15 protein-coding genes, 11 tRNA genes and 1 pseudogene are annotated in these 15,235 nt (G+C 59.9%); 19 read left to right on the forward strand and 8 right to left on the reverse strand.

The features are described 5' to 3' along the window. Positions 1-271: 271 nt before the first annotated feature. Positions 272-1,537 carry a dicarboxylate/amino acid:cation symporter gene (locus ESO89_RS07285; protein ID WP_128904899.1) on the forward strand — a complete coding sequence of 422 codons (1,266 nt, stop codon included), beginning with the start codon at positions 272-274 and terminating at the stop codon, positions 1,535-1,537. Positions 1,538-1,633: 96 nt separating this feature from the next. Here the strand turns inward: ESO89_RS07285 and ESO89_RS07290 are convergent, their stop codons facing one another. The 3 genes from ESO89_RS07290 to ESO89_RS19375 form a co-directional block, all read right to left on the reverse strand. Next, a complete protein-coding gene (locus ESO89_RS07290; protein ID WP_128904900.1) occupies positions 1,634-1,825 on the reverse strand; it encodes an ATP-binding protein in 192 nt (63 codons plus the stop codon). 45 nt (positions 1,826-1,870) lie between these two features. Next, positions 1,871-3,112 carry an RNA-guided endonuclease InsQ/TnpB family protein gene (locus ESO89_RS07295; RefSeq protein ID WP_128904901.1) on the reverse strand — a complete coding sequence of 414 codons (1,242 nt, stop codon included), beginning with the start codon at positions 3,110-3,112 and terminating at the stop codon, positions 1,871-1,873. Between the two features lie 504 nt (positions 3,113-3,616). After that, positions 3,617-4,015 (reverse strand): outer membrane protein assembly factor BamB family protein, encoded by a 399-nt coding sequence (locus tag ESO89_RS19375; protein WP_128904902.1) that lies wholly within the window; start codon positions 4,013-4,015, stop codon positions 3,617-3,619. Here ESO89_RS19375 and ESO89_RS07305 point away from each other — a divergent pair. Further along, positions 4,006-4,890 (forward strand): IS1595 family transposase, encoded by an 885-nt coding sequence (locus tag ESO89_RS07305; protein ID WP_128904903.1) that lies wholly within the window; start codon positions 4,006-4,008, stop codon positions 4,888-4,890. The two genes, ESO89_RS19375 and ESO89_RS07305, sit on opposite strands and share 10 nt — an antisense overlap. Continuing rightward, positions 4,887-5,684 (forward strand): annotated as a pseudogene (locus tag ESO89_RS07310) (IS5 family transposase). Before ESO89_RS07305 ends, ESO89_RS07310 begins: the two are co-directional and overlap by 4 nt. 502 nt (positions 5,685-6,186) lie before the next feature. Here the strand turns inward: ESO89_RS07310 and ESO89_RS07315 are convergent. Together ESO89_RS07315 and ESO89_RS18480 are read right to left on the reverse strand one after the other, a co-directional pair. Further along, entirely contained in the window at positions 6,187-6,453 is a 267-nt protein-coding gene (locus ESO89_RS07315; protein WP_128904904.1) for a MarR family transcriptional regulator, read from the reverse strand. A gap of 435 nt (positions 6,454-6,888) precedes the next feature. After that, the gene (locus tag ESO89_RS18480; RefSeq protein WP_164932762.1) at positions 6,889-7,125 is read right to left on the reverse strand and encodes a hypothetical protein; all 237 of its coding nucleotides are present in this window, start codon (positions 7,123-7,125) and stop codon (positions 6,889-6,891) included. A gap of 275 nt (positions 7,126-7,400) precedes the next feature. Between ESO89_RS18480 and ESO89_RS07325 the strand changes: the two genes are divergently transcribed. Genes ESO89_RS07325 through ESO89_RS18485 form a run of 3 tightly spaced genes read left to right on the forward strand, consistent with a single transcriptional unit; the run spans position 7,401 to position 11,147 of the window. Then, positions 7,401-10,250: a plasmid replication protein RepH gene (locus tag ESO89_RS07325; protein ID WP_128904905.1), complete on the forward strand. Its 2,850-nt coding sequence runs from the start codon at positions 7,401-7,403 to the stop codon at positions 10,248-10,250. Beyond that, complete coding sequence (locus ESO89_RS07330; RefSeq protein WP_128904906.1) at positions 10,247-10,504, forward strand: hypothetical protein; 258 nt, start codon at positions 10,247-10,249, stop codon at positions 10,502-10,504. Before ESO89_RS07325 ends, ESO89_RS07330 begins: the two co-directional genes overlap by 4 nt. Next, positions 10,497-11,147 carry a restriction endonuclease gene (locus ESO89_RS18485; RefSeq protein ID WP_164932763.1) on the forward strand — a complete coding sequence of 217 codons (651 nt, stop codon included), beginning with the start codon at positions 10,497-10,499 and terminating at the stop codon, positions 11,145-11,147. Before ESO89_RS07330 ends, ESO89_RS18485 begins: the two co-directional genes overlap by 8 nt. A gap of 175 nt (positions 11,148-11,322) precedes the next feature. Here ESO89_RS18485 and ESO89_RS07340 read toward each other — a convergent pair whose 3' ends face one another. Genes ESO89_RS07340 through ESO89_RS07350 form a run of 3 tightly spaced genes read right to left on the reverse strand, consistent with a single transcriptional unit; the run spans position 11,323 to position 12,095 of the window. Then, positions 11,323-11,577 carry a type II toxin-antitoxin system HicA family toxin gene (locus ESO89_RS07340; protein ID WP_128904907.1) on the reverse strand — a complete coding sequence of 85 codons (255 nt, stop codon included), beginning with the start codon at positions 11,575-11,577 and terminating at the stop codon, positions 11,323-11,325. Between the two features lie 9 nt (positions 11,578-11,586). After that, the gene (locus ESO89_RS07345) at positions 11,587-11,859 is read right to left on the reverse strand and encodes a type II toxin-antitoxin system HicB family antitoxin (protein WP_164932764.1); all 273 of its coding nucleotides are present in this window, start codon (positions 11,857-11,859) and stop codon (positions 11,587-11,589) included. Further along, complete coding sequence (locus ESO89_RS07350) at positions 11,856-12,095, reverse strand: helix-turn-helix domain-containing protein (RefSeq protein ID WP_128904908.1); 240 nt, start codon at positions 12,093-12,095, stop codon at positions 11,856-11,858. Before ESO89_RS07350 ends, ESO89_RS07345 begins: the two co-directional genes overlap by 4 nt. A gap of 651 nt (positions 12,096-12,746) precedes the next feature. On the opposite strand from ESO89_RS07350, the gene ESO89_RS07355 reads away from it, so the two are divergent. The 13 genes from ESO89_RS07355 (at position 12,747) to ESO89_RS07410 (ending at position 15,049) form a co-directional block, all read left to right on the forward strand. Further along, a tRNA-Gln gene (locus ESO89_RS07355) sits at positions 12,747-12,822 on the forward strand. A gap of 3 nt (positions 12,823-12,825) precedes the next feature. Then, positions 12,826-12,899 (forward strand) — tRNA-Asp (locus ESO89_RS07360). Positions 12,900-13,225: 326 nt separating this feature from the next. Beyond that, a tRNA-Ser gene (locus ESO89_RS18490) sits at positions 13,226-13,312 on the forward strand. Positions 13,313-13,314: 2 nt separating this feature from the next. Beyond that, positions 13,315-13,455 carry a hypothetical protein gene (locus ESO89_RS18765; RefSeq protein ID WP_206731738.1) on the forward strand — a complete coding sequence of 47 codons (141 nt, stop codon included), beginning with the start codon at positions 13,315-13,317 and terminating at the stop codon, positions 13,453-13,455. A gap of 226 nt (positions 13,456-13,681) precedes the next feature. Beyond that, positions 13,682-13,767: transfer RNA gene (locus tag ESO89_RS07370), tRNA-Ser, on the forward strand. A 47-nt stretch (positions 13,768-13,814) separates the two neighbouring features. Beyond that, positions 13,815-13,896, forward strand: a tRNA-Leu gene (locus ESO89_RS07375). A gap of 42 nt (positions 13,897-13,938) precedes the next feature. Further along, positions 13,939-14,021 (forward strand) — tRNA-Leu (locus tag ESO89_RS07380). Positions 14,022-14,025: 4 nt separating this feature from the next. After that, positions 14,026-14,097, forward strand: a tRNA-Tyr gene (locus tag ESO89_RS07385). Between the two features lie 4 nt (positions 14,098-14,101). Further along, positions 14,102-14,228, forward strand: a tRNA-Thr gene (locus ESO89_RS18495). A gap of 34 nt (positions 14,229-14,262) precedes the next feature. After that, positions 14,263-14,335 (forward strand) — tRNA-Glu (locus tag ESO89_RS07395). A 103-nt stretch (positions 14,336-14,438) separates the two neighbouring features. Further along, positions 14,439-14,509, forward strand: a tRNA-Met gene (locus ESO89_RS07400). Positions 14,510-14,521: 12 nt separating this feature from the next. After that, entirely contained in the window at positions 14,522-14,926 is a 405-nt protein-coding gene (locus tag ESO89_RS07405) for a hypothetical protein (RefSeq protein ID WP_128904909.1), read from the forward strand. Between the two features lie 47 nt (positions 14,927-14,973). Continuing rightward, positions 14,974-15,049 (forward strand) — tRNA-Glu (locus ESO89_RS07410). Positions 15,050-15,235: the final 186 nt, after the last annotated feature.

Here is a 15,235-nt window from a genome sequence, read left to right on the forward strand (position 1 = left end):
AGCCGAGCGGACTCACGCAATTTTGCCGGTTTCGGTGACGGGCCGATGCGTCGCGGACGCGTCGTCGACCCGTCGTCGCCCCGGGTTCGACCGGGGGCGGCCGAGCGCGCGGCTCCCGCCGACGCCGCCGTCCGCGCCGCCGTCGGCCGCCCGCGGGGGACCGGCTCGCGGTGCCGAACGCCCGTCGCCGCGCCCCGAGACCGGCGTCACAGATCGCTTCAGTTGTGGTCCGTAGCGCAGGGGTTTCCCCCGCGGATCGCCACCCGTCGACATGGCCAGTCTCATCGGATCGCTGTGGCGTCGGTACCGATCGGTACCGCTCATCTACCGCATCGCGGCCGCGTTCCTCCTCGGATCGCTCGCCGGCGCGGTCTTCGGCGAGCGGATGACCGTCGTCGAGCCGTTCGGCGACCTCTTCTTGCGCCTGCTCAACATGCTCGTCGTCCCGATCATCGTCTTCACGCTGCTCACCGGGATCAGACAGCTCTCGCCGGCGAAGCTCGGACGGATCGGCGGCGCGACGGTCGGGCTCTACGCCGTGACCACGACGCTCGCCGGGCTGATCGGGCTCGCGGTCGCGAACCTGCTGCAACCGGGTCGCGGCGTGGAGTTCACGGGCGGCGAGCCGCAGTCGCAGGCGCCGCCGTCGCTGACCGAGGTCGTCCTCGGCATCGTCCCGAACAACCCGGTGGCCGCGATGGCCGAGGGGAACCTGCTCGCGACGGTCTTCTTCGTGATCGTGTTCGGCGTCGCCCTCACCTACGTCCGGGCGCAACAGCCGGAGCTCGAGGGCCGCGTCGACGGCGTCTTCGGGGCGTTCGAGACCGGGGCCGAGGCGATGTTCGTGGTCGTCCGCGGCGTGTTAGAGTACGGGGTCGTCGGCGTGTTCGCCCTCATGGCGGTCGGTATCGGCACCGAGGGCGTCGGCGTGTTCTCCTCGCTCGGCGCGCTCGTGTTAGCGGTCGGCGTCGCGGTCGTCGTCCACATCGCGTTCACGTACCTGTTCGTGCTCATGCGCGTCGTCGCCGGCGTCTCCCCCGTCGCGTTCCTCAGGGGCGCCAAGGACGCGATGCTCACCGCCTTCGCGACGCGCTCCTCCAGCGGGACGCTCCCGGTGACGATGACGAACGCCGAGGAGGACCTCCGGATCGAAGAGCGGGTGTACTCGTTCGCGCTCCCCGTCGGCGCCACCGCCAACATGGACGGCGCCGCCATCCGGCAGGCGATCACCGTGATGTTCGCCGCCAACGCCGTGGGACAGCCCCTCGCGCTCACCGAGCAGCTCCTCGTGTTGGTCGTCGCCGTGCTGATCAGCATCGGGACCGCCGGCGTCCCCGGCGCCGGCCTCGTCATGCTGACCGTCGTGTTGAGTCAGGTCGGCCTCCCGCTGGCGGTCGTCGGCTTCGTCGCCGGCGTCGACCCGATCTTAGGCCGCATCGCGACGATGAACAACGTCACCGGCGACCTCGCCGTCGCGACCGTGGTCGGCAAGTGGAACGACGCCATCGACCTCACCGACGGCGTGTGGGCTCGGTAGGGCGATCTGACCCCGTCAGCGGCCCGGTCCAGACGCCCCATGCTCGACGACGGCAGGGCACGGTGTGGTCGCTGCCGGTAGGTTTCACCGGCTGTGTTACCACTGAATTTCGAACCGAACTCCCTCCTCAGAGCTCTCTGTGACTGAGATCTCCCAGCCGTGACCTGCGACAATTTGAGAAACGATCGAGAGACCGTAGCCAGTTCCGTCTTGGCTTGCTGAGTACCCATGTTCAAACACATCAGATCGAATATCATCGGTATTGTTTGGATGGAGATCTGAGACCATGTGTCACGTACGTTTGGACAGACGCCGGTGTGAATCGCCTCGGGGTCAAGCCCCGAAGCTTCCCGTTTCTACGACGTGACTTGCAGACACAGACTCAATCTGAGTCGTGTCCGTAGCGGTCACAGTCTCCACGAGCGTATCTTCGGGCCATCCCAGCCCTAATTCAGAAAAGCCTCGCTGCAAGACGTTCATTGCCGCGTTCGCATCCCTATCCGTCTTTAACCCGCAACTCGGACAGGAGTGTTCCCGAACCCAGATGGGTTTCGCTGTTTCCACACCACACGAGGCGCACTCTTTCGTTGTTCCTCGGGCATCAACTTGAATGACGTGAGTACCGTACAACTTAGCCTTGTATTCGAGGAGTGTGATGAACTGTCGCCACGCTGCATCCTGCTTGTTCCGGGCGTTGTGCGGCTGTTCAAGCATCTCCTTCACGTCCAAGTCCTCCACGAATACAGCGCCGTACTCGCGGACGAGCCACGTCGTTATCTTGTGCTGGTAGTCCAGCACCTTCCGCTTGATGTGACGCTTCACCTTCGCCACTTCCCGGCGTTGTTTCTCGTAGTTGTTCGACCCCTTCTCTTTCCGTGAGAGTTCGCGTTGCTCACGCTGAAGACGCTCGTACTCGTCTTCGAGGTCGAGCCAGTCCACCGCCTTTCCGTCCGACGTGTGGATGTAATTCTGAATACCGAGGTCAATTCCGACGCTGTTACTCGCGTCCAACGAGTCCACGTCAGATTTCTCGGGCAGTTCAGCATCGTCGATTTCCAGTCCGAAGGAGACGAACCACTCGCCGGTCGTCTCCTTTTTGACCGTGACTTCTTTGATGATGGCTTGGTCAGGAATCGGTCGGTGGTAGCGGATTTTCACCCAGCCGATCTTGCTGAAGCGGACGTACGCGAACCTGTCACGGCCCCTCTTTTCATCGAGGTCGAAACCACTCTGGTTGTACGTCACGCTCCGATAGTCAACAGGTGATTGCCGTTTGAGACGGCCAACGTTGTATCCTTTCTCTTTTTTCTTGCGAAGATTCGAGAGGTTGCGGTGGAAGCGGGAGACAGTAGCTTGGGCGGCCTTCGAGTGTAGCTGGCTGAACACCTTCCACCGCCGTTTCCACCCGGGAAGTTTGTTGTTCTGGTCGTATTCACTCGGTTTGTCGTCCTCTGGGCTGTTCTCGTAGTCCCAGCGGACGTGGTTGTAGAGTTGGCGATGAACGTTCAAATGGTGTTCCAGTCGCTCCGCTACCCCTTGTGTCGGGTAGGCGTGGTAGCGGTAACTGTGTTCCATCGCTGTCTCTTGATTATGGATATGTTGACTTAATGTCTTGTATCACGAGTTGTCGGCTTCATCCCCGAGGTCAAGCCTCGGGGTATTCGCCTTGGCAGCTGACAAAATCTGTGAGATAAAATATAATAATTCGAGAGAAGGTATTGGCGATTAGCAGCCTATTGCTGGGGCTGGTTGCCGGGGGTCCACATCAAAGCCCCATCACCTGCTTTGTTGAATCCGCAGAAGGCGTCGGGATCGGGTTACTCTGTACTCGACTCAGGGGCGCTGTCGAGAGAATTCAGAGATAGAATCTTGGCAGAGAGAGTGAGGATTGAGATCACCAGTGGATCGTTCCAACTCGTCGACGACGAAGAGCGAGATAATCACTTCTCCAGAGATCATGATCCCGGTGCCGTCATCGGATTCAACAGAGCAGATCTGTCAGGAACAAACTGCTGAATATAGAGCGTATTTTGTATACGCTGATTACGCATTTCTCACTAGTCATTGTATAAATCATAATCAGGATTCTTCGATTGTATATATAGCCTGTTCGCCGCCAATCAGCAAATGCCCGTTTATAAAGGATATATCACTCCCGCTGATCTCACGGGTTGAATTATGAACACGCTCACCGGTTGTTCGAGTAAAGCCATAGAGACCACTTTGTCTATCTGTGACAAATACATAGGATGGGGTCATTGTAATAAATTGAATGCTGTTTCTGATGCTTTTTGACCAGATTGTATCCCCGGTAGAGCGGTCGATTGCATACAAATCCCCTGACTGTGTTCCAACGATGACGAGAGAATTATCAACTACGCTCTTCCGAAGCAGATTGTTGGTCGGGTAGAGCTGGCGCTGTGAAAGCGTAGCGGGCAAGGGTGACGCGTCCGCGTCACCCGAATGCAATGTTCCCATTTGAATTGCTGAGTTCAGAGGCGAGCGCCGCGAACCTGCTGGAGCAGGTTCGCTGGCGCGAGGGCCCCTACTGCCCGCGCTGCCAGTCTGAGTCAGTGATCAAACACGGCAGCTATCGAGAGTATCAACGGTATCTCTGTAAGGATTGCGACCGCACGTTCAACGACAAGACCGGCACGATCTTCGCGCACGCGAAGATCGGCCTCGACAAGCTCTTGTTCGCGTTCTACTCGTTCCTCCGGTTCAACACGAGTATCCGCCAGTTAGACGCTGAAATTGACGTTTCGTATCGCTCACTTCGCCGGCGCGTCGAGCAGTTCGCCAGAACGCTCGACGCGCCAGCCATCTCCCTCGTTGGCCCGGTCGAGATTGACGAGTTCTACGTCTCTGCGGGGAAGAAAGGCCGCGAGCGCGACCGAGAGTCGCGCTCGCGTGCCCTCTCGAAACGCGGACGAGGAACGTATGAGGGGGACAAACCGCCAGTGTTCACGCTCGTTGATCGCGGCAGCGGTCAGCGATACGTCGTCCCGGCGAAATCCGCCGACGAAGCGACTGTGCGACTCCTTCTCGACAACCGCGAGAAGGAGTCGCTGACCGTCTATACTGACGGATTTCGGGCCTACGATCCACTCGACGATGACGAATGCTTCCACCGAAAATCAGTAATTCACGGTGACGGCGAGTACGTTGATGGAGACGCGCACGTGAACACGTGCGAGAGCCACGCGTCGCTGGCGCGACGGTGGCTCTCGCCGCATCGGGGCGTCTCAAAGGACAAACTGACAGCGTATCTCAGACCATTCCAGCTTCGGCGGCGAATCCTCCGCAAACCGGGTCGAGAAGCATTGAAACAGATTATCCGAGAAGTCCTTTGACTCACCAACAATGTACTTCACAAGAGCGGCATGTTGATGATCCGGACGTACCCGCCGCGCCGGACGGCGCGGACGGGTACGCCGAGTGGGTACAGATCGCGTTGACCCTGTACCGCATCGAACTCGACAAGAGTCTCCGTGAGACTGAAGAGTACCTTAACGAAATGCCCGGCATCCTCGCCGTGTTTGATCTCGACGACGCACCGCACTACAGCTCGTTTTGTCGGTGGGAAAATGAGTACCGAATGCGTGAACTCCGCCGCCTGCTCCGCCGAAGTGCGGAGCAGGCGGGCTGGAGTGGTGAAGCTGCAATTGACGCAAGCGGCTTTCAACGCGATCAAACGAGCTACCACTACCGCGACCGCGCAGACTTCTCGTTTCAGTCGATGAAGACGACGATCTTGATCGACGTGAATTCGCTAGCGATCAAGGACGTTCATTTCGCGACGCAGAAGGCATGGGACGGTCATATTGGGATGCAGGTCTTCCGCCGGAACGCGGAAGACCTGCGCGTGTTATCTGCCGACACGAACTACTCATGGAGCGATCTCCGTGAGGAGTGTCGCTCCAACTCAACGTGACCACTGATCAAGCACAGAGAGCAAACACCGCTACAGAAGGCTCACAACGCCCGGATGAATGAGGATTACAACCAGCGCTGGATGAGTGAAACCGGCTTCTCGCAGTTGAAGGAAGACGACGGCGAGAAGCTACGCTCCCGGAACTGGCCGTGCCAGCTCCGGGAGCTCACGCGGAAGTGCATCATCCATAACCTAACGCAGGCGGCGAGTTAGGGCTCGCCACCTGCTCCCCCTTCTCCGGACATATTTGGGAGAGGCATCGCTGTCGTCATCTGATCAAGGGAGTAAGATAGCATAGTTTTGACTCTTCGAGCAACACCGTCAGCGGCAGCTACTACATCTTCTGAGTGTAAGAACCGTGCTTTAACGCCGTGAAACCGTGAGTTACCGATCCTACCCCGACGCTGTCTTGCGTTCAACAGGGCATGTGAAATGCTGCCGATTCTCTCCGTGTGCGGATTGGAATCGTGAACGCCATGCTCGGCGGAAATCCGATGGTAAGATTCGACGTCCTTCAGGGTAGAGGTGGTCAAGAAGTATTCACTCCGCATTTTATCTACACTCAAAAATCGGATGAGACAATCACCGACAAAAACGTCCATGCGATGGCCAGCGCCCGCGAGTAGTTGGATCCTCATGGTCCCACCAGCTTCGGAGAAGCAGCGAACTTGGTAACATCGAATACGAGGTAGTAGTGAGTCTGGTTGATCTACTTCTATTTAGACTGAAATTCTTGCTTTGCAACATTTAATTCTCCATCAAGATATTGTTCGCCGTTTTTTGTGAGGCTATAGACTCCGTTCGGAAGACGCTCGAGCAGATCATTATCTGCCAGTTTGTTTAGACGGCGAGAGATTGTGGATTTACTTACATGGATGTATTTGTGATCTACCAGCTCACTAGCAGAGCTTGGTCCCTCATCTCTAATAACCTCCATAATTCGGTCGTCCCAGAGTGTCATCCATGAGCTACTCTTTCGCATTAGGGCTATAATCTCATTACTAAGTCTTTATTTCACCGAACCTACTTTTTGTGAGCATCTAGTCTTATAATAACCTAATAGCTTATTTATGGTCTATCGATGTGTTTATGAGACAGTAGATCAATAGTAGAATTACAGAGCCCGACTGACGAACTATCGGCTCGCGAGATACAGTAGAAACCCCAGCTGCGGTGTACCAGCACCCAGCCGGGACGGGTTCTGTGTCCACCCACAGAACCATGCTAATGATCCCAACTGCGGGGCTTAAGCCCTGCGAGACAACCACGGAGTTGTATACCAATAGCGACGGCTGTCGCCTTTGTGAACAGACAGCAGACGGCTATGACGCCGCCTTCGACGGTCCACTCTGTTCCACGTGCGCAACTGCGTTCGGCGAGTTCTACGCGGACCTTGTAGAGGGCCGCAATGAATAACTCACACAGCCTCCGGACCGATCGCAGCCACCTTACACTTATCGCGCTCGGAACGAGCGACCCGCGGTGCCAAGTCTGTGGCGATCAGTTCCACGAAGGCGACGACATCACCGTCTACGCGTACCGCCCAGCCGGCGAGCCCACCTACGAGATTGGCTATCTCATGTGCGGCCACGACACGCACGAACATCCAACCGTCTTCACCCGCGGTGTTCGCGAACTCGTCGTCACTGGCCACATCGGCAGCTGTGCGAACACCCGCACCCAATCAACGACCTGGGTCCTTCTCGCGCCGACCATCGTCGTCACAAGCCCCACCACACGCACGGAGCCACACGTCCACCCAGATACCACAACCCCACGCACGCCCACCCAGACCACCCACCAAGAACCAACACCACTGCTCACCGCTGTTCGCGAGCAGACGCGTGCTGATGGTGGTCCGCGTGATGGAGGCTCGGAGTAATGCGGCCCAAACGACGCCACCCCGCAGCCAACCCACGGTGATCGCTGGTGCGGACACGCCAGCCTGCGACCCCTGAACGAGGGGTCCACCTCGTCACCGACGAAACAGCCACCTCCACAGACGGACTCGTCTGTTCAGCAGTCACACCACGACGGACAGAGTGGCTTCCAGACCTGCTCGCCGAACTCAGAGCACACACTAAAGCAACAATCCGAAACCACTCCACCACCGGCTCGTGGCGGACAAGCACCGCACTCTGCTCGCGACTCCACCCCAGGTGGAACTCCTTCGACGACGCGTGGACCGACGACGTCGCCGAGGCGGTCGCGTACACCCACGCGATCACGACACTCGCGACCACCTACGACACAACCGAGGAACTCTCGAGGTACCACCAGCAACGCCACGCTGACCTCGTCGATACTGTCGAGTCCATCGGGACCGGTCGTGGCCCCGTCAACGCTGGGCTTGGCGCACTCACAAAAGGCCCGGTCGCACTCCATCGAGAACTCGACAGCGACCCACGCGTCATCACACTCTTGCTTGATGGGGCCGCCTGGACCAGCCTCAAGGATCGCCGCACCGGGGTGCGCGCGCTCGCGACGATCGCCGTACTCGCACACGGGTTTTGTGTTCGGGTCGGTGTCTCACCCACCCTCCAACGACACCTCAGCGCGCGGTATCCACAGTGGACCGAGGCTCATCTCGATCTTACTGTCAGTCGGGATCGGTCCCCCACTACGGGCCACCACCAGCAGCAGTCACGACGCGTCGGCGACGCGTGGGCAGCCATCCGCGATCTCGAGACGGAACCAACGAAACGCCACTTGTTGGGGTGTCTCACCGACGAGTACGCGCGCTCGTATGCTGACCTCGTTCAGGAGCCCACACTCGACATCGCTGAAGGCACCATCAGCCGCTATGTCCTTGATCTCGAAGCACGCGACCTCGTCACGGTCGATCGGCGTGGCCAACGGAACACCGTCCAGCTCACCGCGTTGGGAACGACGGCCGTCGAAGCGTGTCTTGACCACGCACAGGTGCTCATCCACCCGGATCAGCGCCAACTGGGAGAGCGTCTTACTGGGACCCCTCAGGAAGTCACAAGTACAGTGTCGCCCCGCCGGCCGGGGGCCCTCACCACCGAGGAGTGGCTCACAGCAACTGGCGAGACAGCCGACGACGCCGAGTACGTCCAGTGGCTCACCGACCCTAAGGCCAGCTCCCCAACCAAACGCCACCAGCGATTCGCCACCGTCGCTGCCGATGACAGCATCACGCTCGTCGACGACCCACTCGACGCATTCGAGGACGGCCGTGTCGCGTATCTCAGCCACACCGATACAGAAACGCTCGTTGTGCTCCAGTGGGGTGGCCCGTTAGCCACGTTGGGACGTCTCGCGAGTGCCTTACTGAGCGAGAAAGCACTCGAACACATCCTCACCCCAACACGGCTTGGCAACAAATTCGAGAACATCACTAATTCAGCCGAGGACACACCCCGCATCATCCAGCGTGGCCATCAAGTCGGGTGGTTCAGCGACGACGAGGCTACCTACCACGCCTGGCGAGATCGAATCACCAGCGTTCGCGATCAGCTGCTCGCCCGCCTCGCTGAACTCACAGACAGTGATGACACCGCTGCTCGCAGCGACCTCTTCGAAGATCTCCACGGGCTCATCGCCTCTGTAACCCAACTGTACCAGGCAGCCGGACTCAACCTCACAACCACACTCAGAGTGCCAGACACGGCCGCGCTTGCTCGCAATCCCACAACCCGACAGAACTTCTGTGAGTTCCTCGCCAAGACAGTCCCCAAACAATCAGCGTATGGAATTCACTCGGGGTACCGACTGCTGTTCGAAGATCGGCCCGCAAAATTGCGCCGGCGACTCCCCTACGACGTCGACCCAACTGATCGTCTCGATCTCACGATGTCGTGGGTGATTGCGGGCCCAACGATCACCGAACTCCACGAGGAGATCACCACCACCCTCCAAAGAGAACTCACCACCGTCCGCGAGGCAATTGCCGAGGGGACTGAAGACGCACCACCGCTCACCATTCCCGTTCGAGACGCGACGACCTACCCCGCCATCCGGCGGGTGCTAGAGAAGATTGCGATGACCCACGACATCCAGTGGACACCCCGCGAGCGCCAGCGGCTCGTGCGGCTCTGTCTCCGCTCGTTTGGCCCGGCGGACACCCACCGAGCGTGTCCGTACGACGTCGTGGAGAGCCTCCAGCAAGCGCGAAACGAGTCCCACCGTCCAACCCCTGCCGACGTCGAGCGCGCGGCGGCCACGCTCCCGCCGGAGCGCTTCCGCCCAAGCCTCACCCCGACGGCAACCAAGTTGTACGCCACCCTCCTGCGCGCCGACAAACCGCTCGGCCGCTCGGAGATACTCGAGCGCGCAGACATCTCCGCGAGTAGCTATGAGCGCCGACTGGGTGATGTTCGCGAGCTCGATCGCGTCCGTCCCGTCCAAGTCGATGGCCATCGTCGGTGGACGACCACAGCGACACCCACGTCGCGAACGCCACCCGTGACGGCGTGGCTCCCACCGAGCAGGGGCACAACAACACCGCTGGTGACGTACCGACACTCGTCGACAGCCTGCGAGCAGAAACCACTCCCCAAGGCCAACCGGGAGGACCAGCCGCAGACGTGGAAGCAACCCCCGCCTGGCCTGTGTGCTGCCACCCCCAGCGGGGCCACTCCCCACACCACGCGTCCGATAGCCACCGCTCACGACCGTCGTCCGTCGCACAGCACCAACACCCACCGAAATACCCGAGACGCCGACACCAGCGATACAATGACAGCCACACCCCATCCGACGACCGCAGTCGCAGCGCCACTCGAACAGCTCTCACCCGAGGAGACCACCCAATGAGTGACCAACAACTCGATCTGGAGACCGTCATCAGATACGACCGCCCGACAGCAACAGATGGGTCCATCCAGGTCAGCACCGACAGCACCGAGGTCACCGAGGGCTCGCGTGTCCTCCTCGGCTTCGGTGATGATCACGAAGTCACCTACGCCGTGCTCACGCCGAGTGAGGCTCAAACGGTCGCGACCGCGCTCGAACAGGCAGCCGAACGCGCAGCCGCGGCTGACACCATCGAGGATCCAACCGATGAGTGACGACAGCCTCGAGTTCACAGCCGACATCGACACGGTCGGCACGCCCGACGGCGAGGAGCCAGATCACGATCCAACCAACGGTCGGTGGCTCGAAACCCAGGTGGCCGACGCACTCGACCGGTGGGGGTACAGGACCGCCCGCAACGAGTACTGTTTCGGGCTCGAAACCGACGTGATCGCCCGCCGGCACAGACTGCGTGGGGATCCGACCGACTTCCTCGTCGTCGAGTGTAAAGACTGGCACCAAGTGCCGGTTCAGCGGGACGCTGTCGAAGCGATCGCGCTTCGCGCCGCTCTCGCGAGAGCAATGCCTGTGCTTGCTGTTGCCCGCCGCGTCACTGCGGGTGCGTGGCAGTTAGCACAGCGCCTCGACGTGCGGATCATGACCGAAGAGGACCTCTTTAAAGACCGGCTCCCGCCGCTCACCGAACGCCGGCCGCCGAGTGGCACGCTCCACGCACGGCGGGAACCACTCATTCGAAACTTGCGTGACCGGCTACCGCTGCTGGTTCATCGTCGAAGCAGCCTCGATATTGAGGCGCCCGTCTTCAACGGGCCGAGTCACGGTCCGTGTTACGTGCCGGATCGAACGGGCAACACCGAGTACGTCGACGCCCGCGACACTGACTACGAGTTCGGGTAGGAACGAACACTAGGGGGATCACGGACCATCCCGCATGGTGAGGCGAGTGGCGAGGGGGTCCAACATCTCCCACAGAAGTCCAGACACCGAGCCTGCGTCGAAGGAGACTGGTTCGTACGTGTATGGCTCGTTCACTCGGGTGTCGACAGCCTCTTCGGCGGTACTGGCGGCGTCATCACCGATTTTGATCGATCCAGCGTTTGAACTTCTGGTAGTCTTTTGCGCCTGCTTGGTCGGCGATCTTTTGAAGTGTCCCCTCACTGATTTCATCGTGGAGTGGGACGGGCACAGTTCGAGCCTCGGCGTCGTGGTCCTCAGGCGGTTCCCAACGAAGGATAGCGTGGTCACCCCGCGTACGCTGCCACTCGTAAATCCCACTGTTGACCATCACTTTCACGACATCTCTCCCGGAGAATGGCGCATACGACATCAGGAGAGACTACTCGAAGATCTCCGAGTCGTCGAGAGAGCCGGATGTATTTCGCTCAGGGTCGATCCCCATCTCACGGAGTTCCGTATCACTTGGTGCTTCGCCCTTGCCGTGGTAGCCTTGGAGCGCCTCGTCGAGATTTTCAAGCGCCTCCTGGCGGCTCTTCCCTTGGCTGACGACATCTGTCTCTTCGTCCTTTGCGACCCACCAGTTGCTCTCTCGGGTGAGCGTGATGGTGGTCCCTGTCGGCAGGTCGTGGTTGGTGTCAGATTCGGTACTCATGCTTCAACTCCTGAGGTGAGACGCCACGCGAGAGAGTTCCCGATCATCTTACTGTCTACCCTATCCTCGTTTTTGAGTTGCCGGAGTCGGTAATCAGCACTGGGACGCTCAATTCCTAACTCTTCGGCAATCTCGCTTGTCCCTGCGGGTTCGTGTTTCTGTACGGCATCGAGAACCTCGTCGTCGGTGTGTTTCGCGGAGAATCGTCCGCGTTCATCGCGTTCGCTCGTGCTCATATCTATGAGATCTACCTGCTCAAATAAAAAACCATCTACCGTGTAGTAGACGGCAAAACCCCATCCAGAACGGCTAGTGGTGGGAACTACACGGGTGAAACGGTTCAATCAAAAATCTGAGTGTGACATTCGACTGTCCACGACTATGGGTATGCTACCCACTCTCTAACTAATTTTAATATCATTGGCACGATACTCAAAGCTGACGTCCGATACACCCCTCAAACGGGGAGCGTTCAACACGATGATTATCACTCGCCTCACCCCGCGGCGTGCTCGTTCTCGCTTAGCCGCGGGTCCCGTGTTCGGCGAGTGCCTACAAGATCAGCGTGCGAAGAGCCCGGGCATAAACCGCCGGATCCACGTCGACTTCGAATACGAGAGTTCGACGCAATCCGGCGATGTCCGGACACTCTCACCCGCATAACTCGGCCCCCATACGGACTACCCGTCACGGGTCGGGGAACACGGGATTGCCGCCTGCCTGTGCCCAGTACTCGCTCAGGACACAGCCTGATGCGAGTGCGAGGTGCCAGGCTCGCGGCTGCTTGGTTTCCGTTCGTTCGATACAGGAGCGAGCGGACTTCGTCCGCGCTGAGCGTACGGAAGTCGTTAGCCAACAGCCCCGCAGCGAGAGCTGCGGCTACGTCGAGCCCCGGAGTCTCCGCTGGCGAGGGACGCCGGACTTTGAATCCGGAGGTCGCCGGTTCGATTCCGGCCGGGGCGACATGCCGACGTGGTGTAATCCGGCGAGCATACGGTCCTGTCACGGCCGTGATCCGGGTTCAAACCCCGGCGTCGGCGTGGATGCGTGGCGTGGCCACGTGGGGATACCCATCGAGGTAGGCAGCCCGTTGGTGCGATCAGCTGGATCGTTCCGACGATGCTGGGCCCAGCAGGGTCTGCAACCTACATGAGCCGGTGTGGTATTCCCGGGAACACCCGAAGTACGCCCCCGCGATGAGACGCGCAACCACGACTACTCGGTCGCGGTTGCGCAGTTGGAAAGTCGTACAGATAGATAATCAACTGCCGAACGCTCGGCAGTCCCGTGAGCCGATGGTCCAGCGGACGACGATCTGTGCCTTGGGCGCACAGGACCGAGGTTTGAATCCTCGTCGGCTCACTGTGCCGCGACTGGGTATTGGGGAACCCAGCGGCCTGCTATGCCGTGGCCGTCTGCTATCGGTCTCCCGGTTCGAATCCGGGTCGCGGCGTCATGATAACGAATGTCTGCCCTGCCTGCGAGGAGGAAGCGTTCCGTCACGTCCCGCTCGGTGAAACAACGTCTATCGACACGATTGGAAGCGTGGAAATCTGCGTCACCGAGGACGGCGCATACTTCTACGGAACGAGGTGACCACCATCCATCCCTGCTGTGACTGGATGCTGATGAGCACATTCGCCTCGGTAGTGAGGGTCAGAAGCTGAGTGATGCGCGTCTTCCGGTGTCCCGGTGAGAAACGCGAGGCGGGCTTGTCGGAGCAAGTTCCGACGGAGATGGTGAGACATACGGATAGGCGACCGCGCTCGGTGTAAAACCGAGAGCCGCGAGGCTTCGGAGTTCGACTCTCCATCTCACCGTTGGCGGGGTTTCCCTAGCTTGGTCAAGGGACTGCGTTGGAACCGCAGCGTCCGCAAGGACACGAGTGTTCAAATCGCTCTCCCGCCGCTGCGTGCCGAAGTGATTCGCAGAGTCGCCGGCAATGCTCGAATTGCGCCGCCATGCCAGAGTGGTCGAACGGACACGGTCGAGACCCGTGTGGTTAGTCCTTCCCAGGTTCGAATCCTGGTGGCGGCATCCGGCCATCGTGCCGGGAGAAAATTCTCGCTTCAACGTTCCGTCGCCGTACTCAAGTGGTCAACGAGAAGCGGTTCAGACCCGCTGGCGTAGGTCCTTCCGAGGTTCGAATCCTCCCGGCGACATTTTCTCCCTGTGGTCTAGCGGCTACGATGCCTCCCTGTAGAGGAGGAGACGCACGTTCGAGTCGTGCCGGGGAGACTGCGGGACGGTGGAAGAGCCTGGCATTCACACACTCTCGCCGAGTTTTCACCGGAGAGCCGGTGCGACGGTGAGAGTTCCTTCGTCTCACCTGTAATGAGAACACGCAGGTTCGAATCCTGCCCGTCCCACTGGCCGATGACCCTTCCAAGGAGAGGCCAACCCGCTCCAGTGGAGTAGCGGCCAAACTCACGGCCCTCTCACGGCCGAGCCCCCGGTTCGAATCCGGGCTGGAGCATTCTCCAACAGTCCGAGACCTCTCACTTCCAGCCGACTAGACAGAGGGACGGACAGCTGTGGAGAACTGAGAGATGCCCATGAGTGAGTTCCGAATTGTGTGCTGCGGGATAGGGTAATGGCAGTCCACGGGGCTCATATCCCCGAAGTCCAGGTTCGACTCCTGGTCCCGCAATGGAGGACACCAATGGGACTATTCGATACAGTCGAACTCTACGACGACGTCCACCTACCGGAGTACCCCGACGGGATTACTCCTGCCGAGGACGTCGACTGGCAGACGAAAGGCATCGATCGACCGACTATGACCACATTTCGGATTACGGCGGAGGGTCGGCTCCTCGAAGCAGAGTGGCACACCGAAGCGGTCCCGCCGGAAGACCGACCATACGCGAGCCGTGACGACGTCGACGAGGAAGATCTCCTCTATATGGCCGGCTGTCGGAACCGAGTCCACGACGGCTGGAGCGAACGAGACGACTACCACGGCCGCTTCGAGTTCAAACACTCCTTCGAGGATCTCGATACACTCGTCACGTATCGAGTGACGTTCACGCACGGGCAGCTCGAGAGATTCGAACGCCTGCGATAATCCGTGCGTGTCCGCCCCACCTCAGCGCCTGACTTCGTCCCTACCGCGCTCCCGGAGTCTCCGTTGGCGAGAGACGCCAGTTTTTCAAACTGGAGGTCGGGGGTTCGATTCCCCTCGGGAGCACTCGGGGGCTGGCTCTGACAGTATTTTCCTGTGCCTGACATAGCGGGCAGCCACGGATTCGTGACGCTGTCACGGTCGGCTTTCCCCAAGCGTGTGGTCGTCGAGGTGGTGCGTTTCTTCGCCCGCAAAGCACACCAACGGGAGTCATGGCCCGTCGCACCACCGGTTGCCCGACCACACGTGGCG

The organism is Halorubrum amylolyticum (assembly GCF_004114995.1).
GTDB lineage: Archaea > Halobacteriota > Halobacteria > Halobacteriales > Haloferacaceae > Halorubrum > Halorubrum amylolyticum.